We start from the raw sequence: 16,697 nt of genomic DNA on the forward strand, positions 1-16,697 counted from the left end.
GCAGATTTCTCGCCCCCGCCGCCCCTGCCCGTCCCGTCCCTGGGGGCTGCGCCCCCAGACCCCCGCTTCGGCCCGAAGGGCCTCGTCCTCAAGCGCCGGACGGGCTGAAAATCAGCCCCTCCGGCGTTTGAGGAGCGGAGTCTGGGGCGGAGCCCCAGAAGGATGGGACGGGTAGGGGCGGCGGGGGCGAGACAACCCGGCGGCCCCCCGTCGTCACGGCTCGACGGCCAGTCCCTCCAGCCCCCGGATCACGAAGTTCGGCTTCCGCCGAGGCTCCGCCGTCAGGCGCAGCGTCGGGGCCTTCTCCAGCAGGGCCGTCATCGATGCCGCCAGCTCGATACGGGCCAGCGGGGCGCCGATGCAGTAGTGGATGCCGGCGCTGAAGGAGATGTGCGGGTTGTCCTCGCGGGCGAGGTCGAGCCGCTCGGGATTCCGGAACACCTCGGGGTCGTGGTTGGCGGAGCCGTAGAGCATCGCGATCTCCGCACCCCGCGGGATCGTCGTACCGTCGACCTCGATGTCGTCGAGCACCCAGCGTTCGAAGAGCTGGAGCGGCGTGTCGTAGCGCATGAGCTCTTCGATCGCGGACGCGACCAGGGTGTGGTCCGCGCGCAGGGCCGCCAGCTGGTCGGGGTTGCGGAACAGGGCGTACCAGCCGTTGACGGTGGCGTTCACCGTGGCCTCGTGGCCCGCGTTCAGCAGCAGCACGCAGGTCGAGATCATCTCCTGCTCGGTCAGCCGGTCGCCCTCGTCGTGCGCCGCGATCAGCCCCGAGATCAGGTCGTCGCCCGGCTCCTTGCGCCGGTCGGCGATCAGCTGGAGGAGGTAGTCGGAGAACTCCACCGAAGCCCGCACCGCCTTCGCCGCCACGTCCTCCGACGGGTTCAGCTCGTACATCCCGCAGATGTCCGCCGACCACGGCCGCAGGGGCGCCCGGTCCGACTCGGGGATCCCCAGCATCTCCGCGATGACGGCCACCGGAAGCGGCTCCGCCACGTCCGCCAGCAGGTCCCCTCCGCCCTTCTCGACCAGCGCCGACACCAGCTCGTCCGCCAGCCCGTGCACATACGGCTTCAGCTGCTCCACCGTGCGGGGCGTGAACGCCTTCGACACCAGACGCCGGATCCGCGTGTGGTCCGGCGGCTCCAGGTCGAGCATCCCGTGGTCGTTGAGGACGTGGAACGGCTCGTGCTCCGGCGGCGGAGCCGTCCGCCCGAAGTCCTCGTGCGTGAACCGGTGCTGATAGGTCCGCCCCAGCCGCCGGTCCCGCAGCAACGCCGAGACGTCCGCGTGGTGCGACACCAGCCACTGGCCGGTGGGCTCGAAGTACCGCACGCGGCCACGCTCACGCAGCTCGGCGTACGCGGGGTAGGGGTCGGCGAGGAACGCCGGGTCCCAGGGGTCGAAGGCTGCCATGCACGGACGCTAGCCCGGCAGCCCCCCGCCTGACCAGGGGTGTCCCACCGACCGGGGCACACTCCCAGCTGCGGCCTCGTGGAGCGACCTCATGGGGCGCCGAAGTCGGGGATGGTCACCGAACCGTCCTCCGCCAGCGGGAACCCCGGATTGTGGGCGACTTCCCAGGCGTGGCCGTCCGGGTCGACGAAGGCACCGGAGTAGAACCCGACGACGTTGACGGCGGCGGGCTTGGTGATGCTGCCTCCCGCCTGTTCCACCGCCGCGAGGAGCGCGTCGGCCTCCGCGTCGGACCGGACGTTGTGGGCCAGGGCGATCCCGCCGAAGCCGGCCGGTGCCGGGCCGGGCTCCAGACCGCAGTCCTCGGCGAGCTTGTCGCGGCTCCACAGGACCAGGCCCAGGCCGCCCGCCTGGAAGAAGACGGTCTCCTCGACTTCCTGCCCCAGCCAGCCCAGGGCCTCGTAGAAGGCCTTGGACCGCGGGAGATCGGACACACCCAACGTGATCAACGTGACGCGCTGTTCCATGCACTCACCGTACTCAGCCGGGCCGGACCAACCGTGCCTCGTACGCGAACACCGCCGCCTGGGTCCGGTCCCGCAGGCCCAGCTTGACCAGGATCCGGCTGACGTGGGTCTTGATCGTCGACTCGGCGACCACCAGTCGTCCCGCGATCTCCGCGTTCGACAGGCCCTGGGCGATCAGGACCAGGACCTCCGTCTCCCGCTCGGTCAGATCTCCGTAGGCCGCCTGCGCGGAGGGCATGAGGCGCGGTGCCTCGGACAGCTTGGAGAACTCGTTGATCAGCCGCCTGGTCACCGAGGGGGCGAGCAGGGCCTCCCCTGACGCCACCACCCGCACCCCGTCCGCGAGTTGGCGCGCCGAGGCGTCCTTGAGGAGGAAACCGGAGGCTCCCGCCCGCAGCGCCTGGTACACGTACTCGTCGAGGTCGAAGGTGGTGAGGACCAGCACCTTCGCCGTGCCGTCCGCCGCGACGATCTCGCGGGTCGCCTCGATGCCGTTCAGCTCGGGCATACGGATGTCCATCAGGACGACGTCGGGGGCGAGCTCGCGGACCTGGTCGACCGCCTCCCGGCCGTTGACGGCCTCGCCGACGACCTGGATGTCCGGCATCGCGTTCAGCAGGACCGAGAAGCCCTCGCGCACCATCATCTGGTCGTCCGCGATCAGGACGCGGATCTTGCCCTGCGTCGTGTCCTGGGTCGTGTCCTGGGTCGTGTCCTGCGTCATGCGTCGCCCTCGCTCACGACGGGCACCGGCAGGAACACCGTCACCTCGTACCCTCCCTCGTCCGTGGCGCCCGCCGTCATCTCACCGTTCAGCATGGAGACCCGCTCCCGCATGCCGGTGATGCCGTGCCCCGCGCCCGGTGAGGGCTTCACCAGGGACGGCTCGGGCGGCGGGCCGTTGACTATGCGCAGGCCCAGGCCGCCGAGGACGTACCCGATCTCCACGCGGGCGCCCGCGCCGGGCGCGTGCCGCAGGGTGTTGCTCAGCGCCTCCTGCACGATGCGGTACGCCGACAGCTCGACGCCCTGCGGCAGTTCGCGCACCGCTCCGGTCACCGTCTTGTCCACGTTCAGCCCCGCGTCCCGCACATTGGCGAGCAGGACTTCCAGGTCGGCGAGGGTCGGCTGCGGGGCGTCCGGGGCCTCGTAGTCCTCGGCGCGGACCACGCCCAGGACCCGGCGCAGTTCGGTGAGGGCCGCCACCGCGTTCTCCCTGATCGTGACGAAGGCGCGCTCCAGCTCCGGCGGCGGGTTCTCCACCCGGTAGGGGGCGGCCTCCGCCTGGATGGCGACGACCGACATGTGGTGGGCGACCACGTCGTGCAGCTCGCGGGCGATCGTCGTGCGCTCCTCCAGGAGCGTGCGCCGGGAACGCTCGTGCGCGGTCACCGTCTGCTGGGCGGTCACCTCCTGCTTGGCCTCGCGGCGTATGTGCCAGACGGAGACGCAGAGCAGGACGAGTGCGGAGAAGACCAGCATGGGCGCGGTGTTGGTGCCGTAGTAGCGGCCCGAGCCGAAAAGGGTCTCCGCCACGATGCCGTAGGCCGCGGTCAGCGCCCACATCCAGCCGGCCGTGCGCGGCCGGGTGCGCAGCGCCACGATCGTCAGCACCGTCAGGTGGCAGGCGAAGCTGCCGGGCAGCCACGGCCAGTCGCCCCACTGGTCGCCGAACGGGAGGGCGAACGGGGTGGCCGCCATGGACAGCCAGAACGCTCCTATCGGCCGGACCATGGTCAGCAGGATCGGGATCACGGCGAGCAGGCCGAGCAGCAGGGCCAGGCCCGCGTCGATGGTCGCGATGGCCAGCGCCGTCAGCGCGGCCGCGCCGATCAGCGCGTGCGGGGTCCAGCCCGCGTACTCCCGCAGCCGGCCGGACAGCCGCCGGGTGAGCGGGCCGTCCGCGCGCATGCGCGGGAGTGGGCGGTAGGCGAAGGCGTCGTGGAACAGGTCCTGCCGCAGCCCGCGCAGGGCGTCCGCGGCCAGCCGGAACTCCGGGCTGCGCGACTTGGCCCCGTCGCCCGGCGGCGTGGTGTGGATCTGGGTCGTCTCGGTCACGTACAGAACGGTAGGCGGAGGCGGGGGTCTCGGTCGTCACCAGTGAGAGGGGTCCTTCGCGGTCCCTCTCAGGTACTACGGGTCTGCCGGCCGGTGGCGCCGAGGCCGACGGAACGCGTTCGGCGCGCTCAGCACGGCGCCGCCTGCCGGTTGCCTCGACGGCCGCAGCCGACTCGGCCTCGACCAGGACGGGTCACCACGCCGGGCGGCTCACCACGCCAACTGCGCGATCTCCTCCGCCACCACCGCACACGCGTCCGCCGCCGGGTCGATCAGCGGGAAGTGGCCGACGTCCTCCAGGAGGGTCAGGCCCACCACTTCCCCCGCCTTCGCCGCCGCGTCCGCGTAGGACTCGGCGACCGCCTGCGGTACGACCACGTCGCTACGGCCCTGGACGAGCGTCGTCGCGATACCCGTGGGAAGCAGCAGGGCGGGGTCGGTATAGGGCTGTCGCTCGGCGAACACGGCCTGTCCACCGAGGAGTTGGAGTACCGCCCCACCGCACACGTCCAGCTTCTCCGCCACCGCGAAGTCCGCGATCGGAGCGAGGGCGACGACCCCCCGCAGCGGCACCGGGCGGTCGGTGCGCCAGGGGGCGTCGGCCGGCAGCAGATGGCGGGCCGCGGCCCACAGGGCGAGGTGGCCGCCCGCCGAGTGACCGGCGACCAGCATGCGGCGCGGGTCGGCCTGCGGAAGGATCTCGCGGACCAGCGCGGGCAGCGCGTCCAGCGCTGCGGCGACGTCGTCGAAGGTGTCCGGCCAACGCCCCGCGACCGGCGTGAACTCCCCGGCCCCGACCTCGGCCCCAGCCCCAGCCCCAGCCCCAGCCCCAGCCTTAGCCCAGTCTTCCGCCCCGGCGCCGCCCTCACTCCCCCGCCGATACTCCACGCTCGCCACCGCGAACCCCCGGCGTGCCAGGAAGTCCGCGAACGGTGAGATGTGACGGCGGTCGTACGGAGCACGCCACGCGCCCCCGTGCAGCACGACGACCAGCGGGGCCGGAACACCGGGCACGACCTCGTAGTGCGGGGCATAGAAGTCGATCACCTGGTCGGGATGATCGCCGTACGCCGCGGTGGCATCGGGGTCGACCGCCTGGTGCGAGAAGACCGACTCCTCTTCGGCGGCGGCACGGGCAGCTGCGGCATCGCGCGCTGCGGCGTCGTCCGGCATGCTCCAACCTCTCAACGACGATGGGGGTACCTCCCAGGCTTTCGGCACTGGGGGAGGATTTGACGGACCGGGAGGCAATCCCGTTGGGAGATTCGGCTGTTGGCGGGGACGCTATCAGGCCCATGACGTGCGCGGACACGGGGATGTCACGCTCGGTGAGGGTTAAACGGTTCTGCTGTTTCGTTACGCTGACGCCGGGGGACCGTGCATCCATCACCCTGGCCCCCACACATGGATCAAGGAGGCCGATATGTCCGCCGAGCCCGGCACCGTGCGCCCCGGCGGGCGTACCGCGCGAGTTCGTACGGCCGTACTGCGGGCGGCGGGGGACGTGCTGGCCGAGCAGGGCTTCGACCGGCTCGACCTCGCGGACGTGGCCCGGCGCGCGGAGGTCGGCAAGACGACCGTGTACCGGCGGTGGGGCTCGGTGACCGGTCTGGTGGCCGACCTGCTCGCCGACATGGCCGAGCAGTCGCTGCCGCGTACTCGCACGGGTTCCGTGCGGGGAGACCTGCGCGCGAACGCCTCGCTGGTCCAGCGGACCCTGGCCGACCCCCGGCAGGGCGCGCTGTTCCGCGCGGTCATCGCCGCGGCGGCGTGCGACGACCGTACGGCCCAGGCGCTGCGGCGCTTCTACGAGGTACGGGTGGCGGAGTGGGCGCCGTGCGTGGCGGCGGGCGTCACCCGGGGCGAGCTGCCGGCAGGCACGGACGCGGGGACCGTCGTGCGGGCGGTCTCGGCGCCCCTCTACTACGGCTTCCTCACCACCGGTACCGCCCCGGACCCCGCCGACGCCGAACGCGCGGCGGACGCGGCGGTCGCGGCGGCGGAAGCGGGGGTGTACGCCCCCTCGGCGTGACCGCCTCCGCCCACCCGACTCGTCCAGTTCCAGCCGGCCAGTTCCAGCCTGTCAGTAGCCTGCGAGATCACCCCGCAACGTCTCCCCCAACACCCCCGCCGCCCGCTCCACGTCCGCGAACCCGACGTACAACGGCGTGAATCCGAACCGAAGCACGTCCGGCCGCCGGAAGTCCCCGACGACCCCTCGCTCGATCAGCCGCTTCATGACCTCCCCGGCGATGGGGGTACCTCCCGCTCGAGCGGAGCCGAGAGTGGGGGAGCACCGCAACGCGACCTGACTGCCGCGTTCCTCGTGGGCCACCGGTGTCAGCGTCTCCACGCGGCCCGGCGGGACGTACTCGGCGACGCACTCCAGGAAGAAGTCCGTCAGCGCGAGGGACTTGACCCGGACGGCGTCGATCGAGACGCCGTCCCAGACCTCGAGGGCCGCCTCCAGGGCGAGCATGGAGAGGATGTCGGGCGTGCCGACGCGGCCGCGCAGGGCGCCGGAGGCCGGTTCGTAGTCGGGGCGCATGCCGAAGGGTTCGGCGTGGGAGTTCCAGCCGGGCAGCGGGGAGTCGAAGCGGTGCTGTATCTCGCGGCGTACGTAGAGGTACGCCGGTGAACCGGGGCCGCCGTTGAGGTACTTGTAGGTGCAGCCGACGGCCAGGTCGACCCCGTGCTCGTCGAGGCCGACCGGCAGGGCGCCCGCGCTGTGGCACAGGTCCCAGACCGCGATCGCGCCCGCCGCGTGCACGGCGGCCGTCAGACCGGGCAGGTCGTGCAGCCGTCCGGTGCGGTAGTCGACGTGATTGAGCAGGACGGCGGCGGTACGGTCGCCCAGCACGCCCGGCACCTGGGCCGGCGTCACCGGGCGCAGGGTGCACCCGGTCATCCGGGCCGCCGACTCCGCCATGTACCCGTCCGTCGGGAAGGTCGTCGCGTCGACGACGATCTCGTCTCGCACGGAGCCGCCGAGCCGAGCCAGCCGTACCGCTCCCACGAGTGCCTTGAAGACGTTCACGCTCGTCGAGTCGCCGGCCACGATCTGCCCGGCCGCCGCCCCCACCAGCGGGGCGATCCGGTCGCCGATCCGCTCGGGCGCCGTCCACCAGCCGCTCTCGTCCCAGGACCGGATGCGCAGCTCGCCCCACTGCCGCCGTACGACGTCGTCGACGCGCCCGGGGACGGCCGCCGGCAGCGCGCCGAGCGAGTTCCCGTCGAGGTAGACGACGTCGTCGAGCACGAACCGTGAGCGAACCCCCGCCAGCTCGTCACCGGCGTCCAACTCCTGTGCCTTGAAGGCCAGTTCGGTGGTCTCAGACATGGGATCGCGCCGTCCACAGCTCGGGGAAGACGTTCTTCTGCGCGCGCTTCTCCAGCCAGGCGACTCCGGCGGAGCCGCCGGTGCCGGTCTTGGAACCCATGGCGCGCCGGGTGGCGACCAGGTGGTCGTTGCGCCAGCGCCAGACCAGTTCGGCCACGTCGGTCAGGGCCTCGCCGAGACGGGCGAGGTCGTCGCTCTCGTCGCCCGAGTACAGGGCGGTCCACACCGCCTCCACATCCGGCGACGGCTCGTAGCGGCGCGACACGTCACGGTCCAGGACAGCGGCCGGGATCGCGTGCCCGCGCCGCGCCAGCAGCCGCAGCACCTCGTCGTACAGGCTCGGCTCGTGCAGCGCCTTCTCCAGCTCCCCGTGGACGCGGGGCGCGCCCCGGTGCGGGACCAGCATGGACGCGGACTTGTCGCCGAGCAGGAACTCCATGCGGCGGTACATCGCCGACTGGAAGCCGGAGCCCTCGCCGAGGGCACTGCGGTACGCGTTGAACTGCGCGGGCGTGAGCTGGCCGAGCGGCTTCCAGGAGGCGTTCAGCGCCTCCAGTTCCCGTACGGAACGCTTCAGCGCGGCGACGGCCGTGGGCACGTCGTCGGAGCGCAGGGCGTGTGCCGCGGTCTCCCACTCGTGGACGATGACGGTGAACCACAGCTCCATCACCTGGGTCGTGACCAGGAAGACCATCTCTCCGGGATCGTCGGAGAGGGTGTGCTGGAGGTGGGTGAGCACGTCCGCCTTGACGTAGTCCTCGTACGGCGTCGTGCCTGCGAAGTCGAGATGCGGAGTCTCGGGCTCCTGGGATTCGTGAGCCTCGTGGGACATCGCTGTCTCCTGTTTGTACTCCGGGTAGCGGTCCGCCCCTGCCGTTACCGACACGGGGGCCCCGGTCCCCGCCGGGCATCTTCTTCGATGGTCCGCCGAAATGGCAAGGCCCGCCTGATCGCGCAGGCGGGCCGTACCGGAAGAACGTCCTAGCCCAGGGTCTGGGCCGCCGTCGGCGAGGAGTCCTTCAGGAACTGCGAGCAGCGCTCGTACTCCTCCTGCTCGCCGATGGCCTGCGCGGCGCGGGCGAGGCCGTGCAGGGCGCGCAGAAAGCCGCGGTTCGGCTCGTGCTCCCACGGGACCGGGCCGTGGCCCTTCCAGCCGTTGCGGCGCAGCGAGTCCAGGCCGCGGTGGTAGCCCGTGCGGGCATAGGCGTACGACTCCACGACGCTGCCCCGCTCGAAGGCCTCGTCGGCCAGCTGGGCCCAGGCCAGGGAGGAGGTCGGGTACTTCCCGGCGACGTCCGCCGGCGCGGTGCCGTTCGCAAGCAGCTCCCGCGGCTCCGGGTCGTCGGGGAGGTGGGTCGGGGGCGGTCCCCCGAGAAGGTTTTCGTGAATGGACATGGGCCAAGTCTCCTCCATCCGACGCGCGACGGAGCCACGTGGGACCGAGCGACGTGTGACAGCGCGCGGTCGTGCCGTCACGCCGGCTTCCGCCGCGCCCGCTCCCCCTCCAACGGCGGCGCCGTGACGAACCCGTGCGTCCGGCACTCGGGCCTGCGGCAGTCCGCCGCCGGCTTGCGCACCGTCGCGAAGGCGACCACCGCCCCCACCACCAGGACCCCCGCGCACACCGTCATGGCCCGCCCGAAAGCGTCGTCGAAGGCCCCCGGCGACCGGTACGCCTCCTCGCCCATCCCGGCGATCAGCGGCAGCGCCGCCACCGCGATCAGGCCCGCCGCCCGGGCCGCCGCGTTGTTGATCCCACTGGCCAGCCCGGCCCGCGCGGTGTCCACCGACGCGAGGACGGTCGCCGTCAGCGGCGCGACCAGGGTCACCATCCCCAGCCCGAGGACGAGCAGCGCCGGCAGCACGTCCACGACGTACGAGGCCCCCGGCCCGACCCGCAGCATCAGCAGCATCCCGGCGGCACACAGCAGCGGCCCGACGGTGAGCGGGATGCGCGGCCCGATGCGGTCGGCCAGGGCGCCCGAGCGGGCGGAGAACAGCAGCATCAGGGCGGTCGTGGGCAGCAGTGCCGTCCCGGCGCCGAGGGCCGAGTAGCCGACGACCACCTGGAGCTGGAGCGCGGCGAGGAAGAAGAAGCCGCCGAAGGCCGCGTACACGCACAGGGTGACCAGGTTGACCGCGGTGAACTGGCGCGACGCGAAGATGTCCGTCGGCATCATCGGATCGGCCCTGCGCCGCTCGACGAGGACGAAGACCACCGCGGCGGCCACCCCGGCGAGGGCCGTGAGCACGACGACCACGGAGCCTTCCCGGGCCTCGATCAACGCGTACGTCACGAGAGCGAGCGCCAGCGCGCCGAGCACCGCCCCCAGCACGTCGAAGCGGGTGTGCGTACCTCCGTCCCCGGACTCGGGAACATGCCGTACGGCGATCGGCGCGCACAGCAGCGCCAGCGGCACGTTGATCAGGAACACCCACCGCCAGCCGGGCCCGTCCACCAGCCAGCCGCCCACGAACGGCCCGACCGCCGCCCCGACCCCGCCGAACCCGGACCACAGGCCGACGGCCCGGCTCCGGTCGTCGGGATGGAAGGACGCCTGGATGATGGCGAGCGAACCCGGCGTGAGCAGCGCGCCGCCGACCCCTTGCAGCGCCCTGGCGGCGATGAGGAACTCGGCGTTCGGGGCGATCCCGCAGAGCAGGGAGGCGGCGGCGAACCAGAGCACGCCGATCACGAAGACCTTCCGGCGCCCGAACCGGTCACCGAGCGCACCGCCCAGCAGGATCAGCCCGGCCAGCGTCAGCATGTACGCGTTGATCGTCCACTGGAGGGCCGCGAGGTCCGCGTCGAGATCGCGGCCGATGCGCGGCAGGGCGACGTTGACGACGGTCGAGTCCAGCAGCGCCATGCTGGAGCCGAGGACGGTGGTGAACAGGATCCATTTGCCTTGCGGCGAGGCCAGCCGGACGTCGGGCATGCCCCAGGTATACAGCGAGCCCGGTGCTGTGGCACCGGGCTCGCCGCAATCGCTCGTGCGCTGCGGCTACTTGATCTTCGTGCCGCTGGAGCGCAGGTTCCCGCAGGCCTCGACGACGCGCGCGGCCATGCCGGCCTCGGCGAGCTTGCCCCAGGTGCGCGGGTCGTAGGTCTTCTTGGAGCCGACCTCGCCGTCGACCTTCAGGACGCCGTCGTAGTTGCGGAAGACGTGGTCGACGACCGGGCGCGTGAACGCGTACTGCGTGTCGGTGTCGATGTTCATCTTGACGACGCCGTTCTCCAGCGCGGTCGCGATCTCCTCCGCGGAGGAGCCGGAGCCGCCGTGGAAGACGAAGTCGAACGGCTGCGAGCCGGCCGGCTTGCCGTACTTGGCGGCGATGCCCTCGTTGAGGTCCTTCAGCAGGTCGGGACGCAGGACCACGTTGCCCGGCTTGTACACGCCGTGGACGTTGCCGAAGGACGCGGCCAGCAGGTAGCGGCCCTTCTCGCCGAGACCGAGAGCCTCGACGGTACGCACCGCGTCGTCGACCGTCGTGTACAGGGAGTCGTTGATCTCGTGCGAGACGCCGTCCTCCTCGCCGCCGGTCGGGGTGATCTCCACCTCGAGGATGATCTTGGCGGCGCGGGCGCGCTCCAGGAGCTCCTGGGCGATGGACAGGTTGTCGGCCAGGGTCTCCGCGGAGCCGTCCCACATGTGGGACTGGAACAGCGGGTTCTCGCCGCGCGCGACGCGCTCCTCGGAGACGGCCAGCAGCGGGCGTACGTACCCGTCGAGCTTGTCCTTCGGGCAGTGGTCCGTGTGCAGGGCGACGGTGATGTCGTACTTCTTGGCGACGATGTGCGCGAACTCGGCCAGGGCGACCGCGCCGGTCACCATGTCCTTGCTGTGCTGACCGCCCAGGAACTCGGCGCCACCGGTCGAGATCTGGATGATGCCGTCGCTCTCCGCCTCCGCGAAGCCGCGCAGGGCCGCGTGCAGGGTCTGGGAGGAGGTCACGTTGATGGCCGGGTAGGCGAACCTGCCTGCCTTCGCCCGGTCGAGCATCTCGTTGTAGACCTCGGGGGTTGCGATGGGCATCTGTCCGCTCCTTGGTATGTGCGGGTTGGCGTTCTGCGTACTACGGCCCTGACCTAGACCTTGGGGGTGACGTCATCGTCGGCCCCATCTTTCCAGACTTGGCCGGATGGTCCCCCCTCCGTGTCCAGCCTGTGGATAACCGGCCGGACATCGGCCGGACAACGACCGGACAACGGCCGGATCAGTCCAGGCCCAGCTCGTCCTTCGAGTACGCGAAGCGGTACGGCACCCCCGCACCCTCCTCGATCTTCTCGGCCGCCCCGGTCGCCCGGTCGACGATCGTCGCGACGGCGACGACCTCCGCGCCGGCCTCGCGCACGGCCTCCACGGCGGCCAGCGGAGAGCCGCCGGTGGTGGAGGTGTCCTCGACGACCAGCACCCGGCGGCCCGCGATCTCCGGACCCTCCACGCGCCGCTGCAGCCCGTGCGCCTTCGCGGCCTTCCGGACGACGAAGGCGTCCAGCTTCCTGCCGCGGGCGGCCGCCGCGTGCAGCATCGACGCGGCCACCGGGTCCGCGCCCATGGTCAGCCCGCCCACCGCGTCGAAGTCGAGGTCGGCGGTCAGGTCCAGCAGCACCTGACCCACCAGCGGGGCGGCCTCGCCGTCGAGGGTGATGCGCCGCAGGTCGACGTAGTAGTCGGCCTCCAGACCCGACGACAGGGTCACCTTGCCGTGCACCACGGCCTTGTCCTTGATCTGCTGCAGCAGCACGCCTCGTACGTCAGTCATGCCAGCCAGCTTAGAGGCGGCGCCACGCCCAGCTGGTCGAGGCCTCCAGCGGCTCCAGCGGCGTGACCAGGCGAGGCAGCGAGTTCAGCCCGTTGGGCGGCCCGGTCTGCGGCTCCACGCACACGGCCGCCTCCTGCTCGTCGTACACGACGACCCACTGCTCGGGACTGGTGACCTTGAGCTCCAGCTGCCCCGGCCAGGTGAGCGTGACGTCCACGCCGCCGGGCATGCCGAAGCAGTCGTCCCACGGGCCCGGCTTCGGGTCGAGCCGGTTGCCGGTGGGCAGGTGGTCCTCGCCGCGCTCCTCCTGCCAGGCGGCCTCGAAGCCGAGCCGCACGTCCTCCTGCCCCAGGTTCCGGTTGAACCACGGGTGCCAGCCGATCTGGGCCGGGAAGGAGGACCCGTACGTCTCCACGGACATGGTCAGCGTCAGGGCGTCCTCGGTGAGGGCGACGACCTGGGTGACCCGGCCCGGGTAGGGCCAGGGCTCGACGAGGTCGTACGTGATGACCACCTCGTCGGCCGTGGTGCGGGCGGTGCGCCAGACGCCGTCGCGCACGGTGCCGTGGATGGCGTGCGGCGGGGAGTTGAGTGGCATCTGGTGGACGGTCGCGCCGTCCCGGAACCGGCCGTCCCTGGTCCGGCCGCACCAGGGAACCATCGGGAAGCAGCCGAAACGGTCGCCCTGGCGCAGGAGTTCGACCCCGCCGACGCGGAGCCCTCCCACCCGGCCGCCGTTGCCCGGCTGCACGGTCACTTCCGCGTCGCCCGCGGTCAGCGTGATGTCTTCGTTACTCACGGGACGACCCTACTGGGCTGATCAAGAGGGCGGTCGGGGAGGACCGCGGGTACCGGGGCGCCGACCCGGCGCTGCGGCGCGCTTCCTCAGCGACGCCTGCGCAACGCCCGGCCCGCGACGATCGCCGAAGCCAGCACCAGCGCCGCCGCCGGTGCCGCCCACCGCAGCGCCGGGTTGGTCCCTGCCGTATGCGGCGCGGGAACCGGCGCGTACCGGCCGCGCGGCGGCGCGTGGTCGACCTCCTCCGCACTGCGCCCGATCATCGTCCGCCGCGCGTGCGCCGCCTCGGCGGGGGGCTGGACGGGCTCCGTGAAGTCCTCGGAGGCGTCGGAGAGGGCGGGCGGGGGGACCTCGGCGTCGAACTCGGAGGGGGACTCGGGGTCAGCTTCGGGCCCCTCCTGCGCGCCGGGCCCTTCCTGCGCGTCCGGCCCCCCTTGCGCGTCAGGCGCCTTTGGCCCTTCCTGGGCGTCCGGGCGCTCCTGCGCGTCCGTGACATCAGTCTTGTCCGTGGCGTCCTGCCGGTCCGTTGCATCCGGCGCGTCCGTGGCATCAGGCGCGTCCACCGCCGTCGGCTCCACCGCCGTCGGCTCCTCCGCCGCGGCCCCCAGGTTCTCCGCGAACCGGCCGAGGAGCCGCGCGGCCGCCGAGGCCACCGCGTCCGGCGGGAGCTCCGTGAGGCGGCCGTCCGCCGACGCCGTGCCGTCGAAGGTGACCGTGGAGCCGCCGTCCGTGTCCCGGAGGCGGAGGGTGAGCGTGAGTTTCACCGCGCCCGTGCCGCGGGCCTCCACGGCGTCACCCTCGACGGCGTACGAACCGTCCGGCCGCGCGAGCACGCGTACGGAACCGCGGTAGGTGACGGAGTGACTGCCGACGCGTACCTTCAGTCGCCCCGCGACGGGCTCGGCACCGGCGTCCTGCTGGAGCCCTGGGACCGCCCGGGCGACCCGCGCGGGGTCGGCCAGCGCCTCCCTGAGCCGATCGACCGGAACCGGAACGAACACCTCATGCTCCATGTCAGCCGAGACTACCCAGTGAGCGCCGTCGTGCACCCCCGTTGGTCGAAAGTGACCGCGCGTCGATACCGGCCTACGCAGAACCGCACCGTCACCGGCTCGGCGCCGCCTCGGTCCGCCTCAGTACCGCGGATGCACCAAGGTCGACGCCGGCAAGCCCGAGATCCGCGTCCCCGCCGCCGCCGTGCCGTCCGCCCTCAGGGAGGCCTGCGTCATCGTCCGGGGGCGCGGCCCGTCCGGGTCCAGCCGCAGTCCCGGCCGCTCCGCCGGTGCCGCGAGCACGAACCCCCAGTCGCGCGGGGCCCTCGACGCGCCTGCCGAGCGGTCGGGGCCCGCGGCGAAGCCGGAGTCGCGGCCACCCACGCGGTAGGGGCTCGTGCGGAGGTCTGCCGCGCGCACGGTCGTCTCCACCGTCCAGAAGACGTGCGGTCGGGAGGTGACCGGGCCGGCGTGGACGACGAGGCGGCCGTCGTCCGTCAGCGCGCGCCGGGCCAGGCCGTAGAACTCCTGGGCGTACAGCTTGGTGCTCGCGGTGATGCCCGGGTCGGGCAGGTCCGCGATCACCACGTCGTACGTCGTCGGCGGCGCCCCGCGCAGCCAGTGGAAAGCGTCCGCGGTCGCCACGTGGACGCGCGGGTCGCCGTAGACCTGGCCGTTGAGCTTCGCGAGGGCGGGGTCGTGGCGGGCGAGCCGGACGACCGCCTCGTCGAGTTCGACCACGTCGACCCGGCGGACGCCGTCGTGGCGCAGTACCTCGCGGGCGGCGAGTCCGTCGCCGCCGCCGAGGATGAGCACGCGCGCGTGCGGGCCGCTCATCGCGGGGTGGACCAGGGCCTCGTGGTAGCGGTGCTCGTCACGGCCGCTGACCCGCAGCCGGCCGTCGAGGAAGAGGGCGAGGGGGCGGCCGTCGGTGCCGCCGGTGAGGACGATCTCCTGGACGTCGCTCTGCAGCGCGACTCGTACGTCCGAGCCGTACACCGCCTGCCGGGCGGCCCGTTCGAAGTCGTCGACGAGTACGGCGGCCGTGGCGAGGACGGCGAACACGGCCACGTTGCCGAGCAGCAGGAGCCAGCGGGCCCGGCGGGTAAGGTCGCGGCGGAACAGGCCGAGGACGAGCGCCCCGCCGGCGATCAGGTTGACCGCGCCGGTGAGCAGCGCGCCGGTCAGCTGGCCGAAGAGGGGGAGCAGGAGGAAGGGAAACGCCAGGCCGCCGACGAGTGCGCCGACGTAGTCCGCCGCGAACAGGTCGGCCACCGCGCCCCCGGCGTCCTGGCGCCGGATGCGCTGGATCAGCTCCATCAGCAGCGGCACCTCGGCGCCGATCAGCACGCCGATGGCCAGGGAGAAGGCGACCAGGAGGCAGCGGGGGCCGCTCGTCCACAGGCCGCCCCAGTCGCCGGTCCAGGCGAAGACGGCGTACAGGGCCATCGCGCTGCATCCGCCGACGAGGGCGAGGCACGCCTCCACCGCGGCGAAACCGGCCGCTGCCCGCCAGCGCAGCCCTTTGGCGGCGAGGGAGCCGAGGCCCATGGCGAAGACCATGACGGACAGGACGACGGAGGCCTGGGTGACCGAGTCGCCGATCAGATAGGTGGCGAGGGCGACGAGTTCGAGCTCGTACACGAGTCCGCAGGACGCGCAGACGAAGACGCAGGCGAGGACGAGGAACCGGCCCGTGCCGGGGCGGACGGGCAGCCGCGCGGGGTCCGCCCCGGGTGGCGTGGTGCCGGGTGGGGCGGGCGCGTGCGGTTCGATCACGCTGCGACGTTACGTCACGGCAACGGCACGCTTCGTCACCCACACGTGTGGAACTGTCGGTCAGTTGAGCACTCGGGGGTTTGAATCCTGCCGCGATCCCGTCGGCACGCTGCCGGCATCCTGCTGGGCTCCTCGGACGCCGGACGGGCCGGAATGGGCCTGACGTGGCCCGGACTTGGCCGCAGACGCTCTCATCCCCACCCGCGTCCTGGTCGCCACCAACTGCCCGTCCTGCGGGTACGCGTGCCAGGTCCGCCAGTGCACGTGCCCCTCGTGGCGCTGGGCCAGCAGCGCCGTGAAGGCGTGCGGGCTGCCGGGGAAGACACCCGCGAGGCCGTTCGGATGGTCGGCGACCAGGGCCAGCAACTCCTGGGCACGGCCCGCGAAGGAACCGGGCGAGAGGACCTCGACCCGGGCCGCGAACTCGTAGTCCCAGTCGCCCACCCGCTTGGCCACGCCCAGCGGGAGCGGTGTGCTGCTGCCCGAGATGCACGCCACCGTCTCCGAACAACTGCCCCGCTCCTCCTCCATGAGCACCTGGTGGGATGCGCCGAGCAGTCGCAACTGAAGCTTGGTGCCCGCCAGTTCGAGGTCGAGCGTGGCCAGGGCGGGGAGCGGTTCGCGCCCCAGGGCCCAGGCGAGGTCGGCCGCGCGCGTGTCGGTGTAGGAGGTCTTCAGGGTCGTGAGCATGGATCGGCTCCGCTAGCACGCAAAGAAAGGGAGGTGTGGGTCCGGCGCACCTCGGTCGGCACCCGGGATTCGGCCCGGTCGGCCCAGTCGGAGTGTGGGGGGTCGGGTGTCCGAGGGATGTCCGAGGGCCAGGTTGGCGTTTTAGAGGGAATCATGAACTGTGGTGGCGCCACAGTGTTTTTACCCAACTTCGTGCGGTTTCCATCCCCTAGAGGGCTCCACAGCTCAACTGTTCAACCACGGCGTGCGCCAGGGCGGTCGGGGCGTGCGCGGGGGTGCTGTGGTATCGGCCGGGAGCCGGACACAGCAGCGGGGGCGTGCAGTCCGAT

At 72.3% G+C, this 16,697-nt stretch carries 16 protein-coding genes; 1 reads left to right on the plus strand and 15 read right to left on the minus strand.

All coding sequences use genetic code 11. The features are described from left to right. Positions 1-213: 213 nt before the first annotated feature. The 5 genes from KUM49_RS45195 to KUM49_RS45215 all read right to left on the minus strand — a co-directional run bounded on the left by KUM49_RS45195 (position 214) and on the right by KUM49_RS45215 (position 5,174). Positions 214-1,416 (minus strand): cytochrome P450, encoded by a 1,203-nt coding sequence (locus KUM49_RS45195; protein WP_217242812.1) that lies wholly within the window; start codon positions 1,414-1,416, stop codon positions 214-216. A gap of 89 nt (positions 1,417-1,505) precedes the next feature. Then, on the minus strand, positions 1,506-1,943 hold the full coding sequence (locus KUM49_RS45200) for a VOC family protein (RefSeq protein ID WP_217242813.1): 438 nt from the start codon (positions 1,941-1,943) through the stop codon (positions 1,506-1,508). 13 nt (positions 1,944-1,956) lie between these two features. Continuing rightward, entirely contained in the window at positions 1,957-2,667 is a 711-nt protein-coding gene (locus tag KUM49_RS45205; RefSeq protein ID WP_217242814.1) for a response regulator transcription factor, read from the minus strand. After that, entirely contained in the window at positions 2,664-4,001 is a 1,338-nt protein-coding gene (locus KUM49_RS45210; protein WP_217242815.1) for a histidine kinase, read from the minus strand. Before KUM49_RS45210 ends, KUM49_RS45205 begins: the two co-directional genes overlap by 4 nt. 210 nt (positions 4,002-4,211) lie before the next feature. Then, the gene (locus KUM49_RS45215) at positions 4,212-5,174 is read right to left on the minus strand and encodes an alpha/beta hydrolase (RefSeq protein ID WP_217242816.1); all 963 of its coding nucleotides are present in this window, start codon (positions 5,172-5,174) and stop codon (positions 4,212-4,214) included. Positions 5,175-5,424: 250 nt separating this feature from the next. Here KUM49_RS45215 and KUM49_RS45220 point away from each other — a divergent pair, with 250 nt between their 5' ends. Next, positions 5,425-6,033: a TetR/AcrR family transcriptional regulator gene (locus tag KUM49_RS45220; protein ID WP_217242817.1), complete on the plus strand. Its 609-nt coding sequence runs from the start codon at positions 5,425-5,427 to the stop codon at positions 6,031-6,033. A 51-nt stretch (positions 6,034-6,084) separates the two neighbouring features. Here the strand turns inward: KUM49_RS45220 and kynU are convergent, their stop codons facing one another. From kynU to KUM49_RS45270, 10 genes are all read right to left on the minus strand, one after another. Next, positions 6,085-7,341 (minus strand): kynureninase, encoded by a 1,257-nt coding sequence (gene kynU, locus KUM49_RS45225; RefSeq protein WP_217242818.1) that lies wholly within the window; start codon positions 7,339-7,341, stop codon positions 6,085-6,087. After that, positions 7,334-8,173 carry a tryptophan 2,3-dioxygenase family protein gene (locus KUM49_RS45230; protein WP_217242819.1) on the minus strand — a complete coding sequence of 280 codons (840 nt, stop codon included), beginning with the start codon at positions 8,171-8,173 and terminating at the stop codon, positions 7,334-7,336. The genes kynU and KUM49_RS45230 overlap by 8 nt, the downstream gene beginning before the upstream one ends. 149 nt (positions 8,174-8,322) lie before the next feature. Further along, entirely contained in the window at positions 8,323-8,736 is a 414-nt protein-coding gene (locus KUM49_RS45235; RefSeq protein ID WP_217242820.1) for a DUF3151 domain-containing protein, read from the minus strand. Positions 8,737-8,813: 77 nt separating this feature from the next. Continuing rightward, complete coding sequence (locus KUM49_RS45240) at positions 8,814-10,280, minus strand: MFS transporter (protein ID WP_217242821.1); 1,467 nt, start codon at positions 10,278-10,280, stop codon at positions 8,814-8,816. A gap of 66 nt (positions 10,281-10,346) precedes the next feature. Further along, a complete protein-coding gene (fbaA, locus tag KUM49_RS45245; RefSeq protein ID WP_217242822.1) occupies positions 10,347-11,378 on the minus strand; it encodes a class II fructose-bisphosphate aldolase in 1,032 nt (343 codons plus the stop codon). A 181-nt stretch (positions 11,379-11,559) separates the two neighbouring features. Continuing rightward, positions 11,560-12,108, minus strand: coding sequence for an orotate phosphoribosyltransferase (gene pyrE / locus KUM49_RS45250; RefSeq protein ID WP_217242823.1), 549 nt, complete (start codon positions 12,106-12,108; stop codon positions 11,560-11,562). A gap of 10 nt (positions 12,109-12,118) precedes the next feature. Further along, positions 12,119-12,907 carry an aldose 1-epimerase gene (locus tag KUM49_RS45255; protein ID WP_217242824.1) on the minus strand — a complete coding sequence of 263 codons (789 nt, stop codon included), beginning with the start codon at positions 12,905-12,907 and terminating at the stop codon, positions 12,119-12,121. Positions 12,908-12,993: 86 nt separating this feature from the next. Beyond that, positions 12,994-13,920 carry an SRPBCC family protein gene (locus tag KUM49_RS45260; protein WP_217242825.1) on the minus strand — a complete coding sequence of 309 codons (927 nt, stop codon included), beginning with the start codon at positions 13,918-13,920 and terminating at the stop codon, positions 12,994-12,996. A gap of 120 nt (positions 13,921-14,040) precedes the next feature. Continuing rightward, on the minus strand, positions 14,041-15,678 hold the full coding sequence (locus KUM49_RS45265) for a polyamine aminopropyltransferase (RefSeq protein WP_217242826.1): 1,638 nt from the start codon (positions 15,676-15,678) through the stop codon (positions 14,041-14,043). Between the two features lie 60 nt (positions 15,679-15,738). After that, positions 15,739-16,368, minus strand: coding sequence for a DUF2617 family protein (locus KUM49_RS45270; RefSeq protein WP_254402775.1), 630 nt, complete (start codon positions 16,366-16,368; stop codon positions 15,739-15,741). Positions 16,369-16,697 lie beyond the last annotated feature (329 nt).

Origin of the sequence: Streptomyces sp. AC555_RSS877 (assembly GCF_019049245.1) — a bacterium.
Taxonomy (GTDB): domain Bacteria; phylum Actinomycetota; class Actinomycetes; order Streptomycetales; family Streptomycetaceae; genus Streptomyces.

What these genes read in the sequence shown, in the direction of transcription:
- KUM49_RS45195 (WP_217242812.1), bottom strand. Translation starts at nt 1,416, where the DNA reads ATGGCAGCCTTCGACCCCTGGGACCCGGCGTTCCTCGCCGACCCCTAC.
- KUM49_RS45200 (WP_217242813.1), bottom strand. Translation starts at nt 1,943, where the DNA reads ATGGAACAGCGCGTCACGTTGATCACGTTGGGTGTGTCCGATCTCCCG.
- KUM49_RS45205 (WP_217242814.1), bottom strand. Translation starts at nt 2,667, where the DNA reads ATGACGCAGGACACGACCCAGGACACGACCCAGGACACGACGCAGGGC.
- KUM49_RS45215 (WP_217242816.1), bottom strand. Translation starts at nt 5,174, where the DNA reads ATGCCGGACGACGCCGCAGCGCGCGATGCCGCAGCTGCCCGTGCCGCC.
- KUM49_RS45220 (WP_217242817.1), top strand. Translation starts at nt 5,425, where the DNA reads ATGTCCGCCGAGCCCGGCACCGTGCGCCCCGGCGGGCGTACCGCGCGA.
- kynU (WP_217242818.1), bottom strand. Translation starts at nt 7,341, where the DNA reads ATGTCTGAGACCACCGAACTGGCCTTCAAGGCACAGGAGTTGGACGCC.
- KUM49_RS45230 (WP_217242819.1), bottom strand. Translation starts at nt 8,173, where the DNA reads ATGTCCCACGAGGCTCACGAATCCCAGGAGCCCGAGACTCCGCATCTC.
- KUM49_RS45235 (WP_217242820.1), bottom strand. Translation starts at nt 8,736, where the DNA reads ATGTCCATTCACGAAAACCTTCTCGGGGGACCGCCCCCGACCCACCTC.
- KUM49_RS45240 (WP_217242821.1), bottom strand. Translation starts at nt 10,280, where the DNA reads ATGCCCGACGTCCGGCTGGCCTCGCCGCAAGGCAAATGGATCCTGTTC.
- fbaA (WP_217242822.1), bottom strand. Translation starts at nt 11,378, where the DNA reads ATGCCCATCGCAACCCCCGAGGTCTACAACGAGATGCTCGACCGGGCG.
- pyrE (WP_217242823.1), bottom strand. Translation starts at nt 12,108, where the DNA reads ATGACTGACGTACGAGGCGTGCTGCTGCAGCAGATCAAGGACAAGGCC.
- KUM49_RS45260 (WP_217242825.1), bottom strand. Translation starts at nt 13,920, where the DNA reads ATGGAGCATGAGGTGTTCGTTCCGGTTCCGGTCGATCGGCTCAGGGAG.
- KUM49_RS45270 (WP_254402775.1), bottom strand. Translation starts at nt 16,368, where the DNA reads ATGCTCACGACCCTGAAGACCTCCTACACCGACACGCGCGCGGCCGAC.